Source organism: Sphingobium sp. C100, assembly GCF_000508185.1.
Classification (GTDB): domain Bacteria; phylum Pseudomonadota; class Alphaproteobacteria; order Sphingomonadales; family Sphingomonadaceae; genus Sphingobium.
In genome coordinates, this window is sequence record NZ_AYOY01000013.1 from 42,595 (window position 1) to 63,354 (window position 20,760).

The 20,760-nt window shown below is 61.9% G+C and carries 22 protein-coding genes; 16 read left to right on the forward strand and 6 right to left on the reverse strand.

Features of this window, described 5'->3' with window-relative positions; translation table 11 throughout:
* Window positions 1-188 precede the first annotated feature (188 nt).
* From cueR to C100_RS27165, 3 genes are all read right to left on the reverse strand, one after another.
* Window positions 189-575 (reverse strand): Cu(I)-responsive transcriptional regulator, encoded by a 387-nt coding sequence (gene cueR, locus C100_RS27155; RefSeq protein WP_024018159.1) that lies wholly within the window; start codon window positions 573-575, stop codon window positions 189-191.
* The gene (locus C100_RS27160) at window positions 572-2,941 is read right to left on the reverse strand and encodes a heavy metal translocating P-type ATPase (protein WP_037529499.1); all 2,370 of its coding nucleotides are present in this window, start codon (window positions 2,939-2,941) and stop codon (window positions 572-574) included. Before C100_RS27160 ends, cueR begins: the two co-directional genes overlap by 4 nt.
* A 100-nt stretch (window positions 2,942-3,041) precedes the next feature.
* Window positions 3,042-3,956 (reverse strand): NAD(P)/FAD-dependent oxidoreductase, encoded by a 915-nt coding sequence (locus C100_RS27165; protein ID WP_024018161.1) that lies wholly within the window; start codon window positions 3,954-3,956, stop codon window positions 3,042-3,044.
* A 285-nt stretch (window positions 3,957-4,241) separates the two neighbouring features.
* Between C100_RS27165 and C100_RS27170 the strand changes: the two genes are divergently transcribed.
* The gene (locus C100_RS27170) at window positions 4,242-4,514 is read left to right on the forward strand and encodes a flagellar biosynthetic protein FliQ (RefSeq protein ID WP_024018162.1); all 273 of its coding nucleotides are present in this window, start codon (window positions 4,242-4,244) and stop codon (window positions 4,512-4,514) included.
* Window positions 4,515-4,626: 112 nt separating this feature from the next.
* The gene (locus C100_RS27175) at window positions 4,627-5,910 is read left to right on the forward strand and encodes a hypothetical protein (protein WP_024018163.1); all 1,284 of its coding nucleotides are present in this window, start codon (window positions 4,627-4,629) and stop codon (window positions 5,908-5,910) included.
* An 11-nt stretch (window positions 5,911-5,921) separates the two neighbouring features.
* Here the strand turns inward: C100_RS27175 and copD are convergent, their stop codons facing one another.
* Both copD and copC read right to left on the reverse strand, forming a co-directional pair.
* Entirely contained in the window at window positions 5,922-6,857 is a 936-nt protein-coding gene (gene copD, locus C100_RS27180; protein ID WP_031308578.1) for a copper homeostasis membrane protein CopD, read from the reverse strand.
* 3 nt (window positions 6,858-6,860) lie between these two features.
* Window positions 6,861-7,253: a copper homeostasis periplasmic binding protein CopC gene (gene copC, locus C100_RS27185; protein ID WP_024018165.1), complete on the reverse strand. Its 393-nt coding sequence runs from the start codon at window positions 7,251-7,253 to the stop codon at window positions 6,861-6,863.
* A gap of 216 nt (window positions 7,254-7,469) precedes the next feature.
* On the opposite strand from copC, the gene C100_RS27190 reads away from it, so the two are divergent.
* From C100_RS27190 to C100_RS27225, 7 genes are all read left to right on the forward strand, one after another.
* Window positions 7,470-8,066, forward strand: coding sequence for a c-type cytochrome (locus C100_RS27190; protein WP_031308581.1), 597 nt, complete (start codon window positions 7,470-7,472; stop codon window positions 8,064-8,066).
* Between the two features lie 113 nt (window positions 8,067-8,179).
* Entirely contained in the window at window positions 8,180-8,461 is a 282-nt protein-coding gene (locus C100_RS27195; protein WP_024018167.1) for a hypothetical protein, read from the forward strand.
* Window positions 8,458-8,895, forward strand: coding sequence for a periplasmic heavy metal sensor (locus tag C100_RS27200; RefSeq protein ID WP_024018168.1), 438 nt, complete (start codon window positions 8,458-8,460; stop codon window positions 8,893-8,895). Before C100_RS27195 ends, C100_RS27200 begins: the two co-directional genes overlap by 4 nt.
* Window positions 8,892-9,461 carry an RNA polymerase sigma factor gene (locus C100_RS27205; RefSeq protein ID WP_024018169.1) on the forward strand — a complete coding sequence of 190 codons (570 nt, stop codon included), beginning with the start codon at window positions 8,892-8,894 and terminating at the stop codon, window positions 9,459-9,461. Before C100_RS27200 ends, C100_RS27205 begins: the two co-directional genes overlap by 4 nt.
* Before the next feature lie 95 nt (window positions 9,462-9,556).
* Window positions 9,557-11,509: a copper resistance system multicopper oxidase gene (locus C100_RS27210; RefSeq protein ID WP_024018170.1), complete on the forward strand. Its 1,953-nt coding sequence runs from the start codon at window positions 9,557-9,559 to the stop codon at window positions 11,507-11,509.
* Complete coding sequence (locus C100_RS27215) at window positions 11,506-12,729, forward strand: copper resistance protein B (protein WP_031308582.1); 1,224 nt, start codon at window positions 11,506-11,508, stop codon at window positions 12,727-12,729. Before C100_RS27210 ends, C100_RS27215 begins: the two co-directional genes overlap by 4 nt.
* A 366-nt stretch (window positions 12,730-13,095) precedes the next feature.
* On the forward strand, window positions 13,096-13,539 hold the full coding sequence (locus C100_RS27225) for a DUF411 domain-containing protein (protein ID WP_024018174.1): 444 nt from the start codon (window positions 13,096-13,098) through the stop codon (window positions 13,537-13,539).
* A 73-nt stretch (window positions 13,540-13,612) separates the two neighbouring features.
* Here C100_RS27225 and C100_RS27230 read toward each other — a convergent pair whose 3' ends face one another.
* Window positions 13,613-14,272: a class I SAM-dependent methyltransferase gene (locus tag C100_RS27230; RefSeq protein ID WP_024018175.1), complete on the reverse strand. Its 660-nt coding sequence runs from the start codon at window positions 14,270-14,272 to the stop codon at window positions 13,613-13,615.
* Window positions 14,273-14,365: 93 nt separating this feature from the next.
* On the opposite strand from C100_RS27230, the gene C100_RS27235 reads away from it, so the two are divergent.
* The 7 genes from C100_RS27235 (at window position 14,366) to ppk2 (ending at window position 20,722) form a co-directional block, all read left to right on the forward strand.
* Window positions 14,366-15,088 (forward strand): AraC family transcriptional regulator, encoded by a 723-nt coding sequence (locus C100_RS27235; RefSeq protein WP_024018176.1) that lies wholly within the window; start codon window positions 14,366-14,368, stop codon window positions 15,086-15,088.
* A 98-nt stretch (window positions 15,089-15,186) separates the two neighbouring features.
* Entirely contained in the window at window positions 15,187-15,453 is a 267-nt protein-coding gene (locus C100_RS27240; protein WP_024018177.1) for a hypothetical protein, read from the forward strand.
* A gap of 65 nt (window positions 15,454-15,518) precedes the next feature.
* Complete coding sequence (locus tag C100_RS27245; RefSeq protein ID WP_024018178.1) at window positions 15,519-15,782, forward strand: DUF2933 domain-containing protein; 264 nt, start codon at window positions 15,519-15,521, stop codon at window positions 15,780-15,782.
* Window positions 15,779-16,453 carry a methyltransferase family protein gene (locus tag C100_RS27250; protein ID WP_024018179.1) on the forward strand — a complete coding sequence of 225 codons (675 nt, stop codon included), beginning with the start codon at window positions 15,779-15,781 and terminating at the stop codon, window positions 16,451-16,453. The genes C100_RS27245 and C100_RS27250 overlap by 4 nt, the downstream gene beginning before the upstream one ends.
* Window positions 16,454-16,615: 162 nt before the next feature.
* Window positions 16,616-17,365 carry a Bax inhibitor-1/YccA family protein gene (locus tag C100_RS27255; protein ID WP_024018180.1) on the forward strand — a complete coding sequence of 250 codons (750 nt, stop codon included), beginning with the start codon at window positions 16,616-16,618 and terminating at the stop codon, window positions 17,363-17,365.
* A 102-nt stretch (window positions 17,366-17,467) separates the two neighbouring features.
* Window positions 17,468-19,876 carry a heavy metal translocating P-type ATPase gene (locus tag C100_RS27260; protein WP_024018181.1) on the forward strand — a complete coding sequence of 803 codons (2,409 nt, stop codon included), beginning with the start codon at window positions 17,468-17,470 and terminating at the stop codon, window positions 19,874-19,876.
* A gap of 81 nt (window positions 19,877-19,957) precedes the next feature.
* The gene (gene ppk2 / locus C100_RS27265) at window positions 19,958-20,722 is read left to right on the forward strand and encodes a polyphosphate kinase 2 (protein ID WP_235218992.1); all 765 of its coding nucleotides are present in this window, start codon (window positions 19,958-19,960) and stop codon (window positions 20,720-20,722) included.
* The last annotated feature ends 38 nt before the right edge of the window (window positions 20,723-20,760 follow it).

The window sequence follows — 20,760 nt, forward strand, 5'->3', positions numbered from 1 at the left end:
GTGACACTCTGCCCGTGGGGGGCCAGCGCGCGCATCGTGCCGATGACGTGCTTCAGCCACACACCCACGAGCCACAGGTCAACGCGATGTACCGTTGCGTACCGACAGCTTCGACAGTGCTTACGACACTCAAATGGGGAGCGACCTGAGGTGCGTCATCGAGGACAAGGCCGAGCCGCCAGATAGGCTCAGGACGCCAGACGCGTGAGTATAGGGCATTCGGGCCGCTCGTCCCCATGGCAGGCATTCGCAAGGTCGAGCAGTGCTTCGCGCATGGCATTGAGTGCATCCGCCTTCCGACCCAGGTCTCCCGCGCGCGATTCCGCCAGAGCCTTGACCTCCGCGCTCGCGCGCTCGCGGTCGGACCAGAGATCAAGCAGCACGCGGATTTCCCCAATGGGAAAGCCGAGATCGCGGGCGTTGGCGATGAAACGCAGGAGGTGCACGTCGGCTTGCGAATAGTCGCGATACCCGCTGTCACGTCGCGGCGGCGACGGGATAAGCCCGATCTTCTCATAATGGCGGATCATGCGCTGCGACACAGCGCTCGCATCGGAGGCCGCGCCGATGTTCACAGCGTCACCCGATTGAGACGCAGCGCGTTGGTGACGACGCTGACGGATGACAGGGCCATCGCCGCAGCGGCGATGACAGGCGACAGAAGGATGCCGAACACCGGATAGAGCAGCCCGGCGGCGATGGGGACGCCAGCGGCATTGTAGATGAAGGCGAAGAACAGGTTCTGGCGTATGTTGGCCATCGTTGCCTCGCTCAGGCGCCGCGCCCGCACGATGCCGTTGAGATCACCCTTGAGCAGTGTGATCCCGGCGCTTTCGATGGCGACATCGGTGCCCGAACCCATGGCGATGCCGACGTCCGCCGCCGCGAGAGCGGGCGCGTCGTTCACCCCATCGCCAGCCATGGCAACGACATGGCCTTCGCGCTGCAGCCGCAGGACGACAGCGCTCTTCTGATCGGGCAGCACCTCGGCTTCAACCGCATCGATGCCTAGTTTCCGGGCCACCGCCTCGGCGGTTGTCCGGTTGTCGCCCGTCAACATGACGACGCTCACGCCCTCTTTTCGCAAGGCGGCCAGCGCCTCCGCTGTGGTTGCCTTGATCGAGTCCGCAATGGCGAGAATTCCGGCGACCCGGCCATCAACGGCCGCGAAAATCGCCGTCGCTCCGTCCGCCCGCAGCTCATTGGCGCGTGCAGCCGCGGCTGACACATCGATGCCATTCTCTTTGAGATAAACGGCGCCGCCCAGAAAGATCCGCTTGCCGTCCACGGTCCCGACCGCGCCCTTTCCGGTAGGCGAGTCAAAGTCGGAAACCTCGGGAACGTCGATGTCACGATCCTTCGCGGCCGCGACGATCGCGAGCGCCAGCGGATGCTCCGACGCCCGCTCGACGCCCGCCGCCAGGCGAAGAAGATCGTGCTCCGAAAAGCCGTCCATCGCCACGATATTCGTGACCGATGGGCGCCCTTCTGTCAGCGTGCCGGTTTTGTCGACGACGATCGTGTCGACCTTTTCCATGCGCTCCAGCGCCTCGGCATTCTTGATCAGGACACCGAGGCCGGCCCCCCGTCCGATCCCGACCATGATCGACATCGGCGTCGCGAGACCCAGCGCGCAGGGACAAGCGATGATCAGCACCGCGACCGCGGCCACGAGGCCATGCGCCAGTCGCGGTTCTGGACCCCATATTCCCCAGATCGCAAAGGAGAGCAGTGCGACGGCAAGCACTGCCGGCACGAACCAGCCCGCAACCTTGTCGGCCATGCGCTGGATCGGCGCGCGCGAACGCTGCGCATCTGCCACCATCTGGACGATCCGCGCCAGCATCGTATCCCGGCCAACCTTGTCCGCGCGTATGACGAGCGATCCTGTTTGGTTTATCGTGCCCGCCACTACATGGGCATCGACCGTCTTCGTCACCGGCATCGACTCGCCAGTCACCATGGACTCGTCGATCGAAGAGCGGCCGTCCTCGACAATCGCATCCACAGGCACCTTTTCGCCGGGGCGGACGCGCAACCTGTCGCCGACCACGATCAGGTCAATCGCGACTTCCTCGTCGTGACCATCCGGCAGGATCCGGCGGGCAGTCTTGGGTGCCAGATTGAGCAGGGCCTTGATCGCGCCCGATGTCCGCTCTCGCGCGCGCAGCTCGAGAACCTGCCCAAGGAGCACGAGGACGGTGATGACCGCGGCGGCCTCGAAATAGATGGCGACCGTGCCATCCATCATGCGGAATGCCGCCGGGAATATTCCGGGGGCAAGCGTGGCCACCACGCTATAGGCCCAGGCGACACCGGTTCCCATCGCGATCAGCGTGAACATGTTCAGGTTTCGCGTCCGAATGGACGCCCAACCGCGCTCGAAAAACGGCCAACCGGCCCAAAGCACGACGGGGGTCGCCAAAGCGAGCTGAACCCACCCTGATATTCGCTCGGGGACGAGTTGATGAAGCGCGGGGAAAAGGTGTCCGCCCATTTCGAGTAGGAATATGGGCACCGTCAGCGCCAGGGCGATCCAGAAGCGCCGTGACATATCGACGAGTTCAGGGCTCGGGCCTGATTCCGCCGTTATGAGCTCGGGCTCGAGTGCCATGCCGCAGATCGGGCAAGGACCGGCACGATCTTTTCGGATCTCCGGGTGCATCGGACAAGTCCAAATCGTGCCAGGTTCTGCGGCCGTGGGCGTGTCGCCCCCGCTCGACAGATATCGTTCCGGCTCGGCGACGAACTTCGCCCGACATCCGGCACTGCAGAAGTGAAACTCCTGGTCGCCGTGTGAGGCATGGTGCGCGGTCGCGCCGGGATCGACCATCATGCCGCAGACAGGATCCTTCGCTGTCGTCGGACCTTGCGGCTCGCGGTGCTTTCCAGCGCAACAGTTATGCGCACCAGATGTGTTCGCGGAAATAGGATCGGTCATGGCTCGTCTCCTTGTCGACGCTAAACAATCTGGGGTCTGACATCGTGTCAGGGTCAAGGCCCCGGTTCAAATATTCTGTCCGCCAGACGCTGGAGCCTGATTATTCGAGCAAGAGATTGTGGATCGCGGTCGCTGCCTTGGCCGCCTGACCCGCCGCGACGGCAATCTGGTCCAACCCTTCGACGACGTCGCCGGCAGCGAACAGGCCGCTGATCGATGTTCGCTGGTGGTCGTCGACGATGATGCAACCCGACGCGCTCAACGAAGCACCGGCTACCCGCGCGAGCTCTGATCTTCCGGAACTTCCGAGCGCGACATAGAGCGTATCGAAGCTGAGCGATTGGCCATCGGACAGGCGCACGAGAACATCATCATCGTTTATCGATAATGTTTGTATGGCGGCACGTTCGACCGCAATTCCGCCGTCCGCAAGATCAGCTTGGTCGGCAAGAGAAAGCTGCACGGATTCTTCAGTGAGCAGGGTAACGGTTTCGCTGTAGCGCCGCACGAAGATCGCCTCGGCCGCTCCATGCTCCGAGCAGCCCAGGACTGCCACGCGCTTGCCGCGCACCTCGTACGCATCACAAATTGGGCAGTAGCGGATGAGGCCGCGCGAAACGCCTCTGTCATGTGCAGCTTGGGCGAGGTTGGGTCGGTGGTTTGCAACGCCCGGCGCAAGCAACACCGTCCGCGCCTCGAGGGTGCGGGAACTCATGCCCACGGCAAAGCCTGTCTTGGACTGCATGATACCGAGGGCCACGTCACTGACCAATTCCGCACCGTAGCCGACAGCGTGCTGACGCATACGCGACAACAACTCCTCACCAGATATCCCTTCCGGGAAGCCGATGAGATTATGCGTCGTGGGAATGCTGGCGGCACGTCCGGCCCCGGCGTCGATAACCAACGTGGCACGCAGAAATCGACCCAGGTAGGTGGCAGCTGTCAGGCCTGCGGGGCCTCCGCCAATGATAATGCAGTCGTACATGCGCACCTCGCCGACGGTGATCCTCATTTCTATTACGCGCGCTCGCCCATCTTCCCTCGCATGCCCTTCGATGTTTTGAAGAAATTGCTGGCCGGGGCGAGGGGTGCGCGCCGCCGGTGCGTAAGTCAGTAGTAGCCCGTCGAGAGACTCGATGGGCCATTCGGGAGCCCACGGGTCGCAGCGTGGAGCGGGGCGAGCGTCCAAGGGAAGACCTGATCGAACCAACGATCATCCGCTTGGCCGTTCGTCCCGCGATGGGCGGAACTGTTGGCTCCTTGGCACTTGCGAGCGCAAGTGCAGGGGGAGGTATAAATGGAGACCTACAGTCCTTTTTCTGTGTCGATGGGACGTGCGCTTTGGGTCATGGCCATGGTAGCGGGACCGCCTTTGATCATCATGGGTGTCGTGGGGCTGGTCATCTCGATTATTCAAGCCGCGACGTCGATCAACGAGCAAACGGTCAGCTTCGTGCCTAAATTGCTCGCGCTGCTGCTATTCCTGGTCCTCTTTGGTACCGCGATGGGAGCATTGCTTGTCGATTATACGCGCGACCTCCTCATCCACATTCCAGACGACATCCAGTGAACAGCGAGGCAATCGACTTCCGCATGGCGTGGCAGGGATCAGGAATCTGGCCTGCCGTCGACCACAATGCTAGCCTCTCGAGCTCATCGAGTAATCGACAAAGGGGGACGGTTTGGCGGATTTTGAATTGCTGGCACGGCAACTCATTCAGCGATGGAAGGAAGATCCGAACGCGACCTATCAGAGCTGGTTTTTGTGGGACGAGCGGATCAAGAATTTCCGCTCCATCCGCCGCGGTCTGGCCCAGGTGGTCGCCGAGATCGAGACGGGACGATTTGGCGTCGCTTATCGCGGCTCGTCGCTGGAAACCGTGGTTCATTCGGTCGCGGAACAACGGCAGATCTTCAAGGGGGCAGATCATGCCTTTTTGTGGAAGCCAAAGCTGCGGATACCGGACATTTATGAGAACGCGGCGCATCAGCGCGCCTTTGGCCGGTTGCTGGATCACTGCGCGTGCTGCGATACGGCGGAAGAAATTATTTCCGGCATCCATACGATCGACCGGCTGAACATTAAGGGGCTCGGGCCAGCGGTCGCCAATCTCCTGTATTTTCTGCATCCGACGCTGGTGCCGCCGTTCAACACGGCGATCGTTAACGGGTACAACAAGCTCACGGGCGGAAAGGTCAAGCTGGGGAGTTGGCCGCATTTCCTGGCAATGCGGTCGGAGGTTCTCGATCTCAATGAACAATTCCGGGATCTGCTGTCCAACGATCTTGGCGCCATTGGCGGTCTATTGTTCGACATCGGCTCAGGCCGATATCCGGCCCCGCCCCGCGGTGAGGAGGATCAAAGCGCTAGCGGCTGGACAGCTCGTCTCGAGCAAGCCCGGGCAGAAGCGCAGAACCTCAATAAGGCTGTTCAGAAGCAGGGCGAAAGCGATCGCACCCATTCGGAAATTCAAGCCTGGCTCCGCGATATCGGTCGGGCGCTTGGCTATGATGTCTGGATAGCGGCCAATGATCGCGGCCGTCTTCATAACGGGATACGCCTTGGGGAGGGGTGCCTTGAAAGCTTGCCAGCTTCCATTTCCACCTCGACCGGCGGCGACGCCATCCGCCTGATCGATGTGTTGTGGCTCGAACAGGGCGGTGATCGTGTTGCGGCGGCTTTCGAGGTGGAGCACTCGACTTCGATCTATTCCGGCATAGTGCGCATGCTCGACCTGGCCCTGAGCGGGAGCGCACTACACGCAACCGCTGGGCTGTTCCTCGTCGCCCCGGACGCCCGAGAAGCCGACGTGCGGGCGCAACTGGCGCGCCCCGCCTTCAGCCGTGTCGCCGATCTCGAGATCGCCTATCTTCCCTATGGCGAGCTGGAGCGGCACAAGGAGGCAATTTCGCGGTTCGGATCAGGGCTGAAGGCGATCAAGGCCATAGCCCGCACACTGCCCTAAAAATCTCTCACTCACATTCCCGATGCTGGTGGCGCAAGCAGCCCAAGCCACGCGACCAGCGCGAGGATCGCGATTGCGCAACTGCTTTCGATCAGGAGGCTCCGGCGTAATGCTCCGACTGCGGCTGCGCCCTCTCCGCGCTCCAACGCAGCCGCGAGCGCCGGCGTCAGAAAAAAGCGGTTCGCCGCGGCCAGGAGGAGCATCGCACCGAAAAGCAGCAACTTGCCTAGAAGCAGGATGCCATAGAGGGTGGTGAAAAGTGCGCCGAGTTTCGATGGCCCAATCAATATCCAACTATTTACGAGGCCCGAGACAATCAGCAGGCCGACGACAATCGAGCCAACTCTTGCAAATCCGTCCAATGCCCGGTGGGAAAGATGGATATGCTCGGCCGCCATGCGCGTAGCGGACCGGAAGATCAGGAGACAGAGGCCACATAGCGCCCCTATCCAGGTCCCGGCCGCCAGCAGATGGGTGATGTCTGCGGCCAGGTGGAGCCAGCCAAGTGCGCCTTCATCGGCGGCTCCATGGCCGGTCCACGCCAGCGTAGAAAGTGCCACGGCGGCCGTGATCGAGAGCGAAGCCAATGCGAAGGTCGGCCGCTGCCATCCCACGATCGAGAAATACAACACTAACAGGAGAGCGGCGATACGCAGCTGCCAAACGGTGCCGATCGTCGTGCCCGAGATTACCAGGCTGACCGTCGCGCGGTCGACCTCGCCGATGGCGACTCCGCCCATCGATGCGGCCAATACCATGACGCCCAGGATCGACAATCCGATGCCGACCAGAGCGATGGTGGCGAGAACGGGACGGAAGCGCAGGACCGAGCCGGATTGCCGCTCGGCCCCGCGCAGCGTGTAGAGCCCGAACATCGGCAGCCCAAACAGGAGCATGAGATCAAGATATAGCCCCAGCCTGACGGCGGTCGCTACCGTGTCTGGCACCCCTTACTTGACCTTGAACGTGTAGCTGCCCTGGACGCGATGCGTGTCGGTGGACACGATGTGATAGTCGACCTTGTACGTCCCGGCAGACAGCGGCTTGGCGAAGGTCGCAACAAGCGTCTTGCCATCGGGGGCGAGGGCAACCTTGACGCCATTCATCTTCATCGGCCCCATCTTCATGCCGGGCATTTCGGTCATGGTCAGGTCGATGCCGGAAAATTGAGCAACGAGCGCCTCGGAAAAAACGAGCTGAACTTTTGTAGGGGCGGTGACCACCGCGTCGGCGGCGGGCATCGCAGTCGCCAGCCTGGGGTGTGCCTGAGCGGCCGTGGCTACGATTGCAGAGGCGGCCAGCGCAACCGCAAAAACTGTCTTACGAAACATCGATTTCTCCATGCGCGGCGGTACTGCCGACAATTCGAATTACGCACGGCCGCCCGTGACCCCTCAACGATGCCGCCACAATTCTTAGGCGAGCGCCGCACCCGACCTTCTGAGTTCGGTGAACGAGGATGATTTTCATAGGCCATGAGGGGTCGAGGCGCCCCGCGCGTATGATCAAGTGGACGGCTTGGACACACCGGTCGCCCGAGATTTTGTGGGGAGGATGCAATGGCAGATCCGCGGATGACAGGCATAAGGCGGCATTTGCCGAGCGGCCCCTTTCTTGCGATCGCGGCACTCGCCGTCGCTGCGGTCGGCGGTGTGGTGGTGTATGTCGGTGCATATGACATCGGCGCCGACTCGCCGCATAGCCGGCCTATCTACTGGATGATCGAGCAATTCCGGGATCGTTCTGTCGCTGTGCGCGCACGTAATGTCGTCGTCCCTGGCAATCTGATGGATGTAAAGCGCCTAGAGAGCGGCGCGGGGCTCTACACGGAGATGTGCAGTGGCTGTCATCTAGGGCCGGGCCTCGAGAAGACAGAGATCAGCCAGGGCCTGTATCCACGAGCCCCAGAGCTATTCCGGGAGCCACAAAGGTCGGCCAAGGAGCAGTTCTGGATGATCAAACATGGCGTCAAGCTCACGGCCATGCCGGCGTGGGGGAAAACGCACAGCGACGATTTGATTTGGGATATGGTGGCTTTTGTTCGTCAGCTACCGAAGATGTCGGCTGCGCAATATCAGGCCGCTGTCGCCAGCGCGCCGGAAGATCATGATGCGATGATGAAAGACATGCCAGGTATGGCGAAGACGGCGCCTTGAATGGGTACTTGCGTCGGTCAGCGCGAGATATCGCGTCGCGTGCTGCCGGGTGACCAGGCATTGGGTAGCGTCGTCAGGCGCCAACGGGTGAGATCGAATGATGGGAATAGACGATGAACATTGACCTTGACGGGCTTTTGAGCCGCTTGCGCACCGACGCCGTTCACCCAGGGCTTTCCGGTCTGGAGGAGGCTGTGTTCAGGCGCATTGCGGCGCGTCCGCAAGTTTCCACCGCGCAGCAGCTGACCCTTGGCATGGTGGCGGCGTTCGGCGCTGTATTGCTCGGCGTCGCCAGCAATGGTCTTGCAACGCCGGCCGAAGCGTCCGTGACATTATCTCCATTTGGGCCGTCCAATCCGCTTGCGCCATCGACGCTGTTGGTGGGATCGCGATGAAGGCCAAGCTGCTTTTGCTGGTCGCAGTGGTGGCCTTTATCGCGGCGGTCGCTGGCGTCTTTCTGGGCCGGTATTTCTTTCCGCAACCGGTGGCTGCGGGTGTCGAACTGCATGAGGTGTTGCACGGAAAACTTGATCTGGACGCTCGTCAAAAGAGCCAGATCGATCTTCTTGAACAGCGTTTTGCTGTCCGCCGGCGGGCACTCGAACTTGAATTGCGGGCCGACAACGCACGGCTTGCAGATGCCATTGAAGCCGAGCACGGCAACGGTCCGCGGGTAACAGCCGCTGTCGATCAATCACACCAGGCAATGGGCGAACTTCAGAAAGAGACGCTTGGCCACATCTTCGCCATGCGCCAGATCCTGCGCCCGGATCAGGCCAGGACGTTCGATCAGGCGGTGGTTCATGCGCTCACCGACGACGTACGGTGAGTCTGGATCTCAAGGCGTGTTCGGACGGTGAACTCGCGGCGTTGACCTTGGGTGGTCGCCAGGCGGCGTTCGCCGAGATTATGCATCGCCATCAGACACCGATTTTCCGTCTGGTTCGCGGTCTCGTGGTCAACGCGGACGAGGCGCTTGATCTGACGCAGGATTGCTTTGTCTCCGCCTTCGGCCATTTGCAGAAATATGATGGCGATCGCCCGCTGCGCGCCTGGCTGTCGCGCATCGCGATCAACAAATGCCGAGATTGGCGTCGCCGGCAGAAAGTGCGGCGATTGTTCACTTTCGGAGCGGGTCCAACAGAGCAGGAGCGCGAAGCGGTCCCGGACGATAGCCCCTCTGCCCATGAAACGGTCTCGGGAAGGATGGAGCTCGCACGCCTCAATGCGGCGATCGCACAGCTTTCGGCTCCGTTGCGCGAGGTACTCTTGCTGAGGACGGTAGAGGGAATGACCCAGGCGGAAACTGCGGCCGCGCTTGCGATCAGTGGCAAGGCTGTCGAGACGCGCCTGTACAGGGCTCGAAGCCGGCTCGCGGAAATATTGGCGGATTGATGAGGGGTCCGCCCAGGTCGTGCGTAAGCCTCAGAGAGTATGGTGCATAAGGCGTTCGCTGAGCCTTGCGCCTGATTTTGAACAAGGGAGACGACATGAGCCCGGTATTGACCCGCCGCGATTTAATCCGGGGAGCCTCGCTTGCTGGCGGTGGCTTGGCATTGTCCGCGTGGATGCCGGCATGGGCGCAGCCCGTATCAACCGGCATCGCGACGCCGCTCCCGACGGTTTCCGGCAATGACATCGAGCTTAAAATTGCTCAGCAGATGATGACGATCGACGGTCGGAAAATGCGGGCCATTGGCGTCAACGGCACAGTTCCGGCGCCGTTGATCCGGCTGCGCGAGGGACAGACTGTTCGCCTGCATGTGACCAACGATCTCGATGAGGATAGCTCGATACACTGGCATGGCGTGCTGGTGCCGCCGCAATTCGATGGCGTGCCGGGTATATCCTTCCCGGGCATTCGGCCCAAAACCACTTTTGTCTATGAATTTCCGATCATCCAGAACGGCACCTATTGGTATCATAGCCATTCGGGCCTTCAGGAGCAGCTGGGGCATTATGGTCCGATCGTGATCGACCCTGCCGGTGTTGACCCGGTGAAATATGACCGCGAGCATGTCATCGTGCTGGCCGATCACAGCGCCATTTCGCCAGAAGCGATCTTTCGGGCGATGAAAGTGGACCCCGGGCATTTCAACTTCCAGCGCCAGACGCTTGCCGGTCTGCTGTCCAAGCGCGACCAGGCTCTGAAGGATCGCCTCGATTGGGGCAAGATGCGGATGGATCCAACCGATATTTCCGACGCGACGGGTTCGGCTTATACCTACATCGTCAATGGCTACGGGCCTCGAGACAATTGGACCGCTCTGTTCACGCCGGGCGAACGCGTCCGGCTGCGCTTCATCAACGCCTCGGCGATGACGACCTTCAATGTGCGGATACCGGGCCTCCCGCTGACGGTGGTGCAGGCTGACGGCCAGAATGTGCGGCCCGTGATGGTCGAAGAATTCCAGATCGGAGTGGCTGAAACCTACGACGTGATCGTTACTCCGCCCGATGATCGCGCCTACACGCTGGTCGGTGAGGCCATCGACCGTTCAGGCATGGCGCGGGCCACGCTCGCGCCGCGTGCTGGGATGACGGCCGAAGTGCCGCCGCTGCGTGAACGGCCGCTCGCCACGATGAAAGACATGGGCATGGACATGTCATCGATGCCGGGCATGGAAGGCATGGACATGTCCGGAGGCGGCATGTCGCCGATGCGGGGCGTCGACCCGACTGCGGAGAAAAATGCCTCGGCGAAGCTGACGGTGGCTGGTGCCGGGGCCATGGCCATGGGCGCGGCTCCTGGCGGGACCGCCATGGCGGGCATGGATCATTCCAATATGGCGGGCATGGCGGCAGGCGGGGGTGCGATGGCCGGCATGGATCACAGCGCCATGGCGGGGCAGCCGGGCATGGATATGGGCTCCATGGAAATGGGGCCGATGAACATGCGTGACTTTTCAAAAGCGCCGCAGGTCAAAAAGTCACCGGGCGTGCAGACGATCTCGCCTATGCCGATGGACCGCACCGGAGAGCCCGGTCAGGGTCTCGAGAATGTCGGCCACAAGGTTCTCGTCTACAAGGATCTCATGGCGCTGGAGCGCAATCCTGACGTGCGTGCTCCGGACCGCAGTCTCGATATCCATCTCACCGGCAACATGGAGCGGTTCATGTGGTCGTTCGACGGCGAGAAGATGTCGGATGTGCATGACCCGATCCCCTTCATCGAGGGTGAGAGGGTTCGGATCAATCTGATCAACGACAGCATGATGGGTCATCCGATCCATATCCACGGCCACTTTTTTGAACTGGTCACGGGTCATGGCGATCATGCGCCGCGCAAGCACACGGTCATCGTGCAGCCGGGCGGGAAGGTCACATGGGATTTTACCGCTGATGCGGTCGGCGACTGGGCGTTCCACTGCCATCTTCTCTACCACATGCACGCCGGGATGATGCGCGTCGTCAGTGTGCGGCCGAAGGGAGACGCAGCATGAAGCGCGTTTTGACGACACTGCTCGGCGGGTCGGCGATGTTGCTCGCCATTCCGGTAACCGCGCAAGCCCAGTCGATGCAGGGCATGGATCATTCCAGCATGCCCGGTATGGCGATGCCCGCGAAAAAACCGGCTTCCCCCAAGCCTGCCAAAAAGCCTGCGGCAAAGAAGCCGGCTCCTAAAAGGGCCGCGCCGGTCAGAGTGGCCCCGGCAAAGCCCGCGGCTCGCCAGGATATGGAAGGCATGGATCATTCGACCATGCCTGGAATGGCGATGCCTCAGCCGGGACCAGCAGCCGCGGCAACGGCGCCGACTATGGACCATGGCGCGATGCCGGGCATGGATATGGGCAACAGCGGTTCTACACCGATGGCTGGCAGCATGCCCGGCATGAATATGTCCGGGGATCATGGTGGCCACGATATGGCTGCCATGCCGGGCATGGAAATGACCGGAACCGCACTCCCGGCCGGAAATGCCCCTGCGCCAAAGCCTCCCATGGACCACTACGCCGATCGGCAGTTCCCGCCCGCTGCGATGACACAGTCGCGAATGGCTATGATGCACGAGCAGGGGGGGCAAGCCTTCTATCAAATCATGTTCAATATCGCGGAGTATCAGGTTCGCAATGGGCGTGACGGCTACCGCTGGGATGGAGAGGCTTGGTATGGCGGGGACGTCAATCGGTTGACGCTGAAGAGCGAGGGCGAGGGTGTCCTTGGCGGTCCTGGCGGATCGTTCATGGAGACCGCCGAGGTCCAGGCGCTCTACAGCCGGGCGATCGATCCGTATTGGAACCTCCAAGCTGGCGTTCGATACGATTTCAAGCCCAATCCGTCCCGAACATACGCTACTGTCGGGGTGGAGGGCCTCGCACCCTATTGGTTTGAAACCGAAGCGGCTCTATTCCTTTCCAACAAGGGTGAAGTTCTCGGTCGTGTTGAGGGTTATTATGACCAGCGCATCACGCAGCGAATCATTCTGCAGCCCCGAATTGAACTGAATCTCTCCGCGCAGGACGTGCCTGAGACACGGATTGGGTCTGGAATCTCCAACGCCGAGTTCGGATTGCGCCTGCGCTATGAGATCCGACGGCAGTTTGCGCCTTACATTGGCGTATCCTACGATCGAAAACTGGGCAAAACTGCCGACTATGCAAGGGCTGATGGTGAACGCATTAAGGCGACCAGCTTCGTCATTGGTGTGAGGACCTGGTTTTGAGCGTTGTCAGTGGAGTCAACGAAGGGGACGTAACATGATGAAAACGTGGATGCGAGCCTCGCGGTGCAGACGATAGTCGGCAGCACGGCCATGTATCTTGTCATGTTCTTCGTGGACGACAGGCTCGGCAGCTCTACAACAATCTGAACATGTTCTGCATGTCCCAGAGATGGTTGCGCTGAGAAAGGTCGCCAGGCGCCGTATGTTGGCCCAGAGGGATAAAGCTGCGCTGTGCAATGAGTTTATTCGGTCCCAGAGACAGGAAATTGACCAGGTGAAGGCGCTTCTTGCCCGCAATATAGTGTCGCAAGAGTGGTGCTATCGGCTCGACCGGCAACGCGCCTGCATGAAATCGAAGGAGCTACCATGATCAGCATCCGTACCCTCGCCGCCGCTTTGGCACTTGCCGTTCCGGTCGCAGCGATGGCGGCGAACCCGATTGTGGTTCACCGCGATCCTGGCTGCGGTTGCTGTGAGAAATGGGCGGCGCAGGTACGCGCGCAGTTCGGCCGGCAGGTGCAGATCATCGACGATGCCGGCCGCGCCGGCTTGAGCAGGCGTGCCGGCGTGCCCTCAGACCTGGCTTCTTGTCATACCGCCACCATCGACGGGATGACCTTTGAGGGCCATGTTCCGATCTCCGACATGAAGCGCGTGCTGGCCCAGCATCCCAAAGGCGTCACCGGGCTCGCCGTTGCGGGGATGCCGATGGGATCGCCGGGCATGGAGATGGCAGGCATGAAGGGCCAGCCTTACGATGTCATCGCCTTTGGCCCCGAAGGGCGTCGCGTCTTTGCGCACCACAGTTGATCGCAGGCATCGACGCTTCGCTGATTCCGAAGCCATCGCCGGGTGGGTGTTGGTCTCGTCTTGCCGCCCGGTGTCAGAACGGCTTGCGCCCGGTATAGAGCGAGATCGAGCCGGTCGGCGTCTGGACGACGCGAACTTCGGCGACATTTTCGAAGCCGGCGTCGGCGATGAGCTCCGGCAGGATGCCCTTTGCGTTGAGCCCGGTGCGCTCCCAGCCGTCGAGCGCCTGCACCTGACGAAACAGCGTTCGCATCAACAAGGTACGCTGAAGTCCGTAATCGGCAATCGCCACGAGGCCACCTGGGCAAAGCGTTCGTGCCATGGCCCGAAGGATGGCCGATTTCACCGGCAGGTCGCATTGATGCAGCACGAGGCTCGACACGATCTTGTTGGCGATCGTGCCGACCAGGACGTCGACCTGGTCGCCGAAACCTCGAACCCACTCGCTTTCTACGCCGGCCGTTTGTGCCTTTTGCCGCGCCAGCGCGAGAGCGGCAGGATCCGGATCGACCCCGATCACGCGTGCCGTGGGGACAGCCTGTTTGATCGCGATCAGCTGCGAGCCCGTGCCGGCGCCCACATCGACGATGACATCGCCCGCCTCGGGTGCAATCGACTCGAGCAATGCGCTGCGCCACCGACGCTCGCGGGTCATGACCGCAATCACCCGGTCATAGTCGCCCGTCAGGCCAGACAGCCCGAGTGCGGGGACGAAGGTTGGACTGTCATTCACCGTTATGCCTCCATGTGCTTCATGGCGATCGCAGCACCCCGAGTCTTGAACCTTTCGCTTGCATCTTCAGTTTCGCGACGGGAGTAAGCTCCGATGCCAAGCTATGGCGATTTGTGGACCGGCCATGTCCGCCTGGGCGACGGATGGGCGTGGTTCGAGGGTCGTTGCGGCGACACCCGACCCCATCGCCATCTCGCCGCGCAGATGATCGTCGGACTGTCCGAGCCGATCCATGTCGAGACGATCGCAGGTTCGTTGACTGGACCTGCCGTGCTGGTGCGCGCAGGCGCGCTTCACGCGGTTCGTCCCACCGCGACGCATGCGAGGGTGATCTATGCGCGATCCTTCAGCCCGCTGGGTATTGCCTGGTCCAGGCTTGGGGACGGTAAGGACGCGGCGTCGCCACCGGCAGCGCTATCCGAGCAGTTGCGCAGCTCCGATGACCTCGCTGGAACGCTTTACGAGCTTGCAGCGGCCTGCCCGACACCGCCGATCGACGCGCGCCTTTGCGAGGCATTGCGGCGCCTGAAGGACGCACGAGTGGACATAGCCGATCTAGGTGAAATCGCGCGCGCTGTCGGACTCTCTGAACCGCGGTTGCGTGCGCTTGCCGCGGAGCAGTTGGGCGCACCGCTCTCACACTGGCGGCTATGGTTCATGCTCGAGCAGGGCCTGCGATCACTTGGCGCGGGCGCGCCCCTTGTGGCAGCCGCAGCGGATGCGGGGTTCAGCGACCAGGCGCATCTCTCTCGTACGATGCGGCGGTTCATGGGCGTCACACCAAGGACCGCGGCATTGGCGATGGCCTCCCGCTGACGGCAGCATCGACCAGGGTCGAGCGACCGAGCCTTGGGTGGAATACGTATAGTGGCTGTCTTCGATCCGGCCCAAATTTGGGGGGAAAGGAAGCCGTCATGACCGATGCAAGCAAGCTCAGTGTGATACGATGTGCCGCGAGCAGCGCTGCCGCTCTTTCCACTGTCTTCGTGCTTTGCTGGCTCGCGGCGACTTTGTTCGGTCCGATCGGGTCACACATGTTCGTGACGATGTTCACGACAGCTCCGCCGGGATCGTTCGTCGCGCTTGGGGCGGGGTTGTGCTGGTCGATCGTCTTCGGCGCAGCCGTGGGAGGTCTCTTCGCCGCATTCCACAATTGGATCGGTCATTGGCAGCGTCCCTAGGACGGCGCAGCGCAAGTGAGCAATCAGCAATTTTTAACGAGTTCTATATTCAAGGAAACGTGATCATGGAACGGCAACGACCGGCACATACTGGGAAAAAGAATTTCCTGACGTCGCGCGCGGGCATCGTGATGATAGGCTTTCTTGCGCTCGGTTTCGTGCTGCTGTTCACGGAGCATCGCGCGCATGTACTTGGCGCGCTGCCCTTTCTGCTGCTGCTGTCGTGTCCCCTGATGCACCTCTTCATGCATCACGGACATGGGCATGGTCACGATGGAACACCGCAGCCGGGGGCCGGTCGTTCGCCCCGGGAGGGTCAGGGCCAGTGACGGGCCATGCGCAAGCCTATGGTCTGTGGGGCCTCGTCGTCGTCAATGCAGCGGTCTTCATCCTGTTCGCCTACAGTTTCTTCAAGCCGCGAACCACTCGGGACTGGCGATCGTTCAGCGCGTTCAGCGCCTTCCTGGTTGCGCTGTTCGTGGAAATGTACGGCTTCCCATTGACTCTCTATGTCCTGTCCGGGTGGCTGCAGAGCCATTATCCCAATATCGACTGGTTCTCGCATGATGCCGGGCATCTGCTCGAGATGCTCTTCGGCTGGCGGGCGAACCCGCATGCCGGGCCATTCCATATCATGAGCTTTATCCTGATCGGCGGCGGGTTCATCTTGATCTCGACGGGTTGGAAGGCGCTGTACGACGCGCAGAAGGTCCACGAGCTCGCGACCCAGGGGATCTATTCCTATGTGCGGCACCCGCAATATATCGGGTTCATTCTGGTGATGTTCGGGTTCCTGCTGCAGTGGCCGACGATCCTGACGCTTGCGATGTTTCCGGTCCTCGTCGTCATGTATTTGCGGTTGGCGCGGACCGAGGAGCGTGAGGCTCTCGCCGAATTTGATGATGCCTATCGGCGCTACGCAAAGACCGTTCCACCGTTCGTGCCCCACCTCGCGCGCCTGCTCGGGGCGAAGCGTGACGCAGGAGCGGATCAGCGATGAATTCCCTGCCAGCCGGACCGGCGCAAATCCCAGGGGAACCGCTCAGCCGTCCGCCCGGCATCGGGGCGTGGCGTATAGGCCGGCGCGGCTGCACGTACGTGCCGGTCGCCTCGCCGAAATGACTGAAGCTTGAAACCGCGACACCGAGAAGGAGCACTGGCCATGGCAGATCCGCTGAAACCGACCACATCGCCGCTTACCGCTGGCAGGAATCCGGCAATCCCCGCGGTCGCCTTTGATGTGGGACTGCGAACATATATGCTCGCAGTCTACAACTACATGGCCAGCGGTCTGTTGTTGACCGGGATCGTCGCGATGTTGGTTGCGAACAGCGCCGCCATACGCGCCGTGTTTTTCGCCGCGAGCGGCACTCCGACGCTGCTCGGATGGATAGCGGTCTTCGCACCGCTCGCCCTGGTCTTTACGCTAAGCTTCGGTATCAATCGGCTGTCCGAGAGCACCGTCAAGGCACTGTTCTGGACCTATGCGATCCTGATGGGCGTATCGCTGTCGACCATCCTCCTCGCCTATACCGGCGTGAGTGTCGCGCGCACATTCTTCGTTACGGCCGCAGCCTTCGGAGGTTTGAGCCTGTGGGGCTATACAACCAAGAGGAACCTGTCGGCGTTCGGGACCTTCCTGATCATGGGCGTCGTCGGCCTGCTCATCGCCATGGTCGTCAACATGTTCCTGCGGTCGTCCACTTTGGATCTCATCGTCAGCGCGATCGGCGTGCTTCTGTTTGCGGGCCTGACTGCCTTCGACACGCAAAAGATCAAGAGCGTCTACTTCGATGTGGCCGGTACCGAGTTTCGCGGTAAGGCGGTCGTGATGGGAGCGCTGACGCTCTATCTCGACTTCCTCAACCTGTTCCTGTTCCTGCTGCGCTTCATGGGTGATCGGCGGCAATAGGTCAGCCGGGATGACCGGCCGACACGCGCAGGCCTTGGCGGCGGGCGCATCTATGGCTGCCGACACGTCGGCGGCGGCTTGCCTCGATTTCGGAGACCTGCCTTGAAGACGTCCACCTTCGATCTGCGTGGATCATTCGAATCGCTCGACCATCTCGGCGTCGAAAAGCAGTTGCTGCGGGTTCCCGGCGTGACGCAGGTCTCCGCGAACGCCGCCTCCGACAGCGTCACCGTCAGCTTTGATGAAGCGCGCACCAGCGAAACCGCGATAGAGGAGCAGATCGCGGCATGCGGTTTCCATTGCGGCGGCCGGCTCGTCCCGCGGCACGTGTGCGTGATCGGAAGCACAACCCAGTCCTCTGTCTTGCCCGACGCGACGCATCCTCCCGATCATCGTTCCGATGGTGTCGCCGCAAGATCGGTTGCTCCCGATCGCAAGCCGGTGACGGCCGAACACGACGCCATGGCGCACGAGATGGGCCATGGCGACGGCAAGGACATGGCGGCTATGGCGCGCGACATGCGCAACAGGTTTATCGTCAGCCTCGTTTTTGGCCTGCCGATCTTTGCGCTGTCGCCAATGGGTCTGGACCATCCCCTTCTGAAACCGATGTTCGGACTCAGTCTCGACCTGACCCTGTTCCTGCTTGCCAGCGCCGCGATCCTCTATCCGGTCTGGCCCTTCGTGGTCGCCGCGATCCGCGCGCTTCGGAACGGTGTGCTGAATATGGCGGTGCTCGTCCTGTTGAGCGTCGGCACCGGTTATCTGTTCAGCGTGGCGTCGACATTCCTGTTCAAGGGCCAGCAATTTTACGAGGCTTCCGCGGTCCTGCTCATCTTCATTCTGCTCGGCCATTGGCTGGAGATGCGCGCTCGCGCCGGCGCGTCCCAGGCAATCCGCGCGCTCATGGATCTGGCGCCGCCCATGGCGACCGTGCAGCGCGACGGAAAGGACGTCGAAGTGCCGACCGCCGAGGTGCTGGCCGGCGATGTTGTGCTGATCCGGCCGGGCAACAAGATTCCCGTCGACGGCGAAATCCTCGAAGGCAAATCTGAGGTCGATGAGTCGATGCTCACGGGCGAATCGATGCCGGTGTCGAAGGCGGCCGGCGACACCGTGATCGGCGCGACGATCAACCGCAGCGGTAGCTTCCGCTATCGCGCGACCAAGGTTGGCGCCGACACCGCGCTCGCCCAGATCGTCAAGCTCGTCCAGGAAGCGCAGAACTCGAAGGCGCCGGCACAGCTGCTCGCCGACCGGGCATCGCAGTGGCTGGTGCTCGCGGCAATTCTGATCGGTCTCGCGACGTTCGCCATCTGGTACTGGATTCTGGGTGGGACATTGCTGTTTGCGCTGACCATGACGATAACCGTTTTCGTGATCGCCTGCCCGGACGCCCTTGGCCTTGCCACGCCAATGGCGATAATGGTCGGTACCGGCCTTGGCGCGATGAACGGCATCCTGTTCAAGAATGCCAGCGCGCTCGAGGATGCGACCAAGCTTGACGTCATCGTGTTCGACAAGACGGGGACCCTCACCATGGGCCGGCCCAATGTTGTCGAAGTAGTGACAGCGGAAGGCATCACCCGGGACGAGGTGCTTCGCATCGCCGGTGCGATCGAGCGCAACTCCGACCACCCGCTTGCGCTGGCGGTCCTCGAAGGTGCATCCGGTATCACCCTTCCCGAGACGCGCGATTTTGCCAATATAGAGGGGAAGGGCGCCAGCGCCCAGGTCGAGGGCGCAACCGTGGTGCTTGGCAACCGGCGTCTCATGGATGAAGGAAAAGTAGCGCTGGGAGCCCTCGAGGAACCTGGCGAGCGCCTGAAAGGGGCGGGGCGCACCGTTGTCCATGTTGCGCGCGGCGGCGAGATTCTCGGGTTGATCGCCATAGCGGATGCGGCGCGGCCAACCGCGAAGGCGACCGTCGCGGCGCTTCGGGAGCGCGGCGTCAAGGTCGCGATGATTACCGGCGACAACGCCGGCACGGCCAAGCGAATCGCCGATGAGCTTGGCATCGACATCGTCCTTGCCGATGTGCTTCCCGGTCAAAAGGCGGAGAAGGTCAAGGAGCTGCAGGCCCAGGGCCAGCGTGTCGGCATGGTCGGTGACGGGGTCAACGATGCCCCCGCGCTTACCCAGGCCGACGTAGGATTTGCGATCGGGGCGGGCACCGACGTCGCGATGGAAAGCGCCGATGTCGTCCTGATGAAGAGCGACCCCTATGATATTGTCGGTGCCATAGCGCTCTCACGCGCCACGCTTCGCAAGATGCACCAGAATCTGTGGTGGGCAGTCGGCTACAATGTGATCGCCTTTCCACTCGCGGCGGGTGTGCTCTATCCGGTGCTGCTGAGCCCCGAGGTCGCTGCGCTGGCTATGTCGGGCAGCTCCGCACTCGTCGCGGTCAACGCGCTGCTGCTGAAGCGGACCCGGCTGGCGGGTATCAGTCGGGGCGGCATGAGTCGGGCCTCAGCGGTGGAGCACAATGCCGTTGGTGCCGCTGTTTGAGACCGGCCCACGAGTGCGACCCCGGCCCTCGCGGCCCGCTATCTTGGTGTGCATGATTGCCGACAGGAGAAAGAACCGGTGGTGAAGGCGAAGAACGAACCCCGTTACGCCGAGCAGTTGCGCGCGCTCCAGATCGGGCTCACCGCCCTGCAGCGGGGAATCATCGAGGATGGCCGCAAGGTGCTGGTCATCGTCGAAGGGCGCGACGCAGCCGGCAAAGACGGCACGATAAAGCGTGTCGTCGAGCATCTGAGCCCGCGCGAAACCCGGGTGGTGGCACTCGGCCCCCCATCGGATCACGATCGCGGGTCGTGGTATTTCCAGCGCTGGGTCCCTCATCTGCCGGCTACCGGCGAGATCGTCCTGTTCAATCGTAGCTGGTACAATCGCGCCGGCGTGGAGCGCGTGATGGGCTTTTGCACCGACAAGGAATATGAGGAGTTTCTGACGACCGTCCCAATGTTCGAGCAGTTGCTCGAACATTGCGGGGTCACGCTGGTAAAATATTATCTCGATATCTCGAGGGCGGAACAGAAGAAACGCCTGACCGCCCGACGCGAGGATCCGCTCAAACAGTGGAAGATCAGCCCGATCGACGACCAGGCGAACAAGCGCTGGAAGGCCTACAGCAAGGCGCGCGATGCAATGCTCGCCCGCACGCACAGCATCGCGGCACCCTGGACGGTGGTTCGCGGGGACGACAAGCACCAGGCACGCCTCGCGCTGATCAGGGATCTGCTGACCCGGCTGGGAGAAACGGATTCTGATCGCTATGGCCACCCTGATCCCAACACCGCCTTCCTTTATGACGATGCCGCCCGAGAACAGGGGCTGATCGCGCCGTGAGCGAGCCTCTTGCGTCATCACGCGGCGGGCGAAGTCGT

Coding starts and splice junctions, on each gene's coding strand:
- C100_RS27160 (WP_037529499.1), bottom strand. CDS start 2,941: ATGACCGATCCTATTTCCGCGAACACATCTGGTGCGCATAACTGTTGC.
- C100_RS27165 (WP_024018161.1), bottom strand. CDS start 3,956: ATGAGGATCACCGTCGGCGAGGTGCGCATGTACGACTGCATTATCATT.
- C100_RS27170 (WP_024018162.1), top strand. CDS start 4,242: ATGGAGACCTACAGTCCTTTTTCTGTGTCGATGGGACGTGCGCTTTGG.
- copC (WP_024018165.1), bottom strand. CDS start 7,253: ATGGAGAAATCGATGTTTCGTAAGACAGTTTTTGCGGTTGCGCTGGCC.
- C100_RS27190 (WP_031308581.1), top strand. CDS start 7,470: ATGGCAGATCCGCGGATGACAGGCATAAGGCGGCATTTGCCGAGCGGC.
- C100_RS27195 (WP_024018167.1), top strand. CDS start 8,180: ATGAACATTGACCTTGACGGGCTTTTGAGCCGCTTGCGCACCGACGCC.
- C100_RS27200 (WP_024018168.1), top strand. CDS start 8,458: ATGAAGGCCAAGCTGCTTTTGCTGGTCGCAGTGGTGGCCTTTATCGCG.
- C100_RS27210 (WP_024018170.1), top strand. CDS start 9,557: ATGAGCCCGGTATTGACCCGCCGCGATTTAATCCGGGGAGCCTCGCTT.
- C100_RS27215 (WP_031308582.1), top strand. CDS start 11,506: ATGAAGCGCGTTTTGACGACACTGCTCGGCGGGTCGGCGATGTTGCTC.
- C100_RS27225 (WP_024018174.1), top strand. CDS start 13,096: ATGATCAGCATCCGTACCCTCGCCGCCGCTTTGGCACTTGCCGTTCCG.
- C100_RS27235 (WP_024018176.1), top strand. CDS start 14,366: ATGCCAAGCTATGGCGATTTGTGGACCGGCCATGTCCGCCTGGGCGAC.
- C100_RS27240 (WP_024018177.1), top strand. CDS start 15,187: ATGACCGATGCAAGCAAGCTCAGTGTGATACGATGTGCCGCGAGCAGC.
- C100_RS27245 (WP_024018178.1), top strand. CDS start 15,519: ATGGAACGGCAACGACCGGCACATACTGGGAAAAAGAATTTCCTGACG.
- C100_RS27255 (WP_024018180.1), top strand. CDS start 16,616: ATGGCAGATCCGCTGAAACCGACCACATCGCCGCTTACCGCTGGCAGG.